Raw genomic sequence first — 3,162 nt, 5'->3', positions numbered from 1 at the left:
ACGTACGCGGGGAGCTGGTCGGCCAGTTGACGGTACGTCAGCCCCGGCCGCCAGGACGGCAGGTGCACCTCGTACACCGAGAACGGCGCCTCGTGTACCGGACGGTCACCACGCCCCGCCATCCACTCCCCGTCGCCCCACTCGTACGACGACTCCGTCACGATCGACGAGGTGTTGGGCGGGGCCTCCGTGCGACGGGCCAGCGGGTCGGCGCGCAGGGTCCTGGAGCCGTCGGGGCGGGTGATCTCGAACTTGTACAGCTCGCCCTCGCCGATGCCGGGCACGAACAGCTCCCAGACACCGGACGAGCCGAGCGAGCGCATCGGGTGGCCGGTGCCGTCCCAGAAGTTGAAGCCGCCGGCCAGGTGCACGCCCCGCGCGTTCGGTGCCCACACCGAGAATCGGGTACCGGTCACGCCCTGGTGGGTCATCGGGTGGGCGCCCAGCGCCTTCCACAGCTCCTCATGGCGACCCTCGCCGATGAGGTGCAGGTCGAGATCGCCGAGCGTGGGCAGGAAGCGGTACGCGTCCTCGGTCTCCTGGACCGTACCCTCGTACGCCACCAGGAGGCGGTATGCCGGGACCTCCCGCAGCGGCAGCAGGCCCGAGAAGAAGCCGTCCCCGTCGTCGTGCAGCTCGGCCCGCAGGGTTCCGGCGACGACGGTGACGGACAGCGCGTACGGCCGGAAGGCCCGGAAGGCGACCCCGCCCGGCACCTGGTGGGCGCCGAGCACCGAGTGCGGGTCGTGGTGCGTGCCCGCCAGCAGCCGCTCACGGTCAACGGCACCAATGGCGGGGGAGACGGCCACCTCGACCGGGGCCGCCTCGACCGGGGTCGCCGCTACCGGGGTAGCCGCCACCGTGACGGCCTTCTTCGTGACGGCCTTCTTCGTGGTGGCCTTCTTCGTGATGGCCTTCTTGGCTGCGGCCTTGCTGGAGGCGACCTTCCTGGCCGCCGTTTTCTTGGCGGCCGTCTTCTTCGCGGGAGCCTTCTTCGCCGCAGCCCTTTTCGCCGCAGCCTTTTTCGTCACGGCCTTCTCGGCCGCGGCCGCCGCTTCCTTCGCCGCGCCCTTCCGCACCCCGGCCGCCGTCTCCTTCGCCACCGCCTTCTTCTTCCCGGCCGTCGACTTCCCGGCGGCCGACGTCGTGGTCTTCTTCTCGGCAGCCGCCTTCTTCGCGCCGGTCTTCTGCTGACCGTCGCTGTTCTTCTTCGTACTGTCGTCGGACGGAGGACGGGGGGTCACGGACGGGGCCTCCTCGGCAAGGGATGGTGGATCATGGTGTGGCATCGGTGGACAGGCGGCGTATCGCCGCCATCGGCACAGGCAGCCAGTCGGGGCGGTGCCGGGCCTCGTACACGACTTCGTAGACGGCCTTGTCCGTCTCGTATGCGCGCAGCAGCACCGGTTCGGTGCGCGGATCGTGGCCGGTGACCTCCGCGTACCCGGAGCAGTACGCGGCCCGGCACGCCGTGGCCCAGTCCGGCGACGGCGGGCCGGCCGAGTGCGCCGCGTAGTCGAAGGACCGGAGCATCCCCGCGATGTCCCGCACCGTCGGCTGCGGCATGCGGCGCTCGGCCAGCGACTTCGACGGCTCGCCCTCGAAGTCGATCAGCGACCAGTCCCCGGACGGCGAGCGCAGACACTGGCCAAGGTGCAGATCGCCGTGGATGCGCTGGGCGGTCCAGGTGCGCCCCTCGGCGGCGAGGGCGTCCGGCACCTCGAACGCGGACCGCAGCCGGGCCGCGTACGGCCGCAGTACGGGCACCGCCTGTGCCGCCGCCTCAAGACGCTCGGTCATGGCCTCGAACAGCAGGCGTATCCGCTCGTGCCCCAGGGTGACCGTGGGCAGTGCACGGGCCAGTGACGTGTGCACCTCGGCCGTCGCCCGCCCGAGCGCCCGCGCCTCCGCCGTGAAGTCCTCGCCCTTGGCCAGCTCGCGCAGTGCCAGCTCCCACCCGTCCGTGGCACCTCGCACATAGGGCTGAAGCACGGCCAGGACATACGGGTCGTCGAGGTCGGCGAGCAGCCAGCCGGTCGGCGCGGGCACCCGGGAACAGCCCTCGCGCGCCAGCACGAGCGGAAGTTCCAGGTCGGGGTTGACGCCCGGAACGATGCGCCGCAGCAGCTTCAGGATGAACGTATCTCCGTAGACGACCGAGGAGTTGGACTGCTCCGAGGTCACCATCCGCGGAACGAGCCCCTCCCGTATCGGCTGGCGTGCGTCCCCCTCGAAGCGCAGCCGGCCGATATGGGCCCGGGTGCGGATCGCCTCCAGGAGCACGGTGGCGGTCCGGGAGTCGTACAGCGCCTCGTACGCGGTCCGGCCCGCCAGTGGTCCCTCCTCCAGATGCCCGATGAGCGCGGGCGCCAGCCGTGGCGGCAGCGTCTCGCGCACGCCGATCAGCAGCTGGTAGCAGTCCGCCGGGTGCGCCACGGCACCCTGGGTCGGCACGTCCGGCTGATGGGCCCGTACGAGGAGATGGAGCAGGCTCAGCGTGCCGTCCGGCGGCAGCAGATCGGTCGCCGCCACCAGCGAGAACCCGGTGACCGGCCGTCCCTTGCCCGCGAACCAGCGTTGCCGTGGCAGCCACTCGCGCAGCAGGGGGTCCAGGGACGCGAGGAGGCCGGGGTGGGTCGCGGCGGCACGGGTGACGGCTTCCGACATGGCGTGCGTCCTTTCCCCGGGGTCGGGGTGTTACTGATGCGTGCCCCGGGCGCAGCGGGGGAAACCGCCTCGCCCGGGGTTGTCGAACACGGTCTAGGCGACGTTCTTCCGGAGCCGGAACCAGTAGAAGCCGTGGCCTGCGAGGGTGAGCAGGTAGGGCAGTTCGCCGATGGCCGGGAAGCGGACCCCGCCGATCAGTTCCACGGGGTGGCGGCCGTTGAACCGGCGCAGGTCCAGCTCGGTGGGCTGGGCGAACCGGGAGAAGTTGTGCACGCACATCACCAGGTCGTCCCCGTGTTCGCGCAGGAAGGCGAGGACGGCCGGGTTGGAGGAGGTCAGCTCGGTGTAGGAGCCCAGACCGAAGGCCGGGTTCTGCTTGCGGATCTCGATCATCCGCCGTGTCCAGTGCAGCAGCGAGGACGGCGACGACATCGACGCCTCCACGTTGGTGACCTGGTAGCCGTAGACCGGGTCCATGATCGTGGGCAGATACAG

The 3,162-nt window shown here is 71.0% G+C and carries 3 protein-coding genes; all 3 read right to left on the bottom strand.

The window, feature by feature from the left end:
* Positions 1–1,244: GlgB N-terminal domain-containing protein (locus ABT186_RS47415; RefSeq protein ID WP_351930633.1), on the bottom strand; the 1,244-nt coding region annotated here is incomplete at its 3' end.
* A 31-nt stretch (positions 1,245–1,275) separates the two neighbouring features.
* Positions 1,276–2,667, bottom strand: coding sequence for a maltokinase N-terminal cap-like domain-containing protein (locus ABT186_RS47410; protein WP_351237891.1), 1,392 nt, complete (start codon positions 2,665–2,667; stop codon positions 1,276–1,278).
* Positions 2,668–2,760: 93 nt separating this feature from the next.
* The coding region (locus ABT186_RS47405) for an alpha-glucosidase C-terminal domain-containing protein (protein ID WP_351930631.1) at positions 2,761–3,162 on the bottom strand (402 nt) is incomplete at its 5' end.

Origin of the sequence: Streptomyces sp. NPDC001634 (assembly GCF_040298185.1) — a bacterium.
Taxonomy (GTDB): Bacteria; Actinomycetota; Actinomycetes; order Streptomycetales; family Streptomycetaceae; genus Streptomyces.
This window is presented reverse-complemented; position numbering and strand designations above follow the sequence as displayed.

Excerpts from the sequence above, each read along its gene's own strand:
- ABT186_RS47410 (WP_351237891.1), bottom strand. The coding sequence starts at position 2,667 with ATGTCGGAAGCCGTCACCCGTGCCGCCGCGACCCACCCCGGCCTCCTC.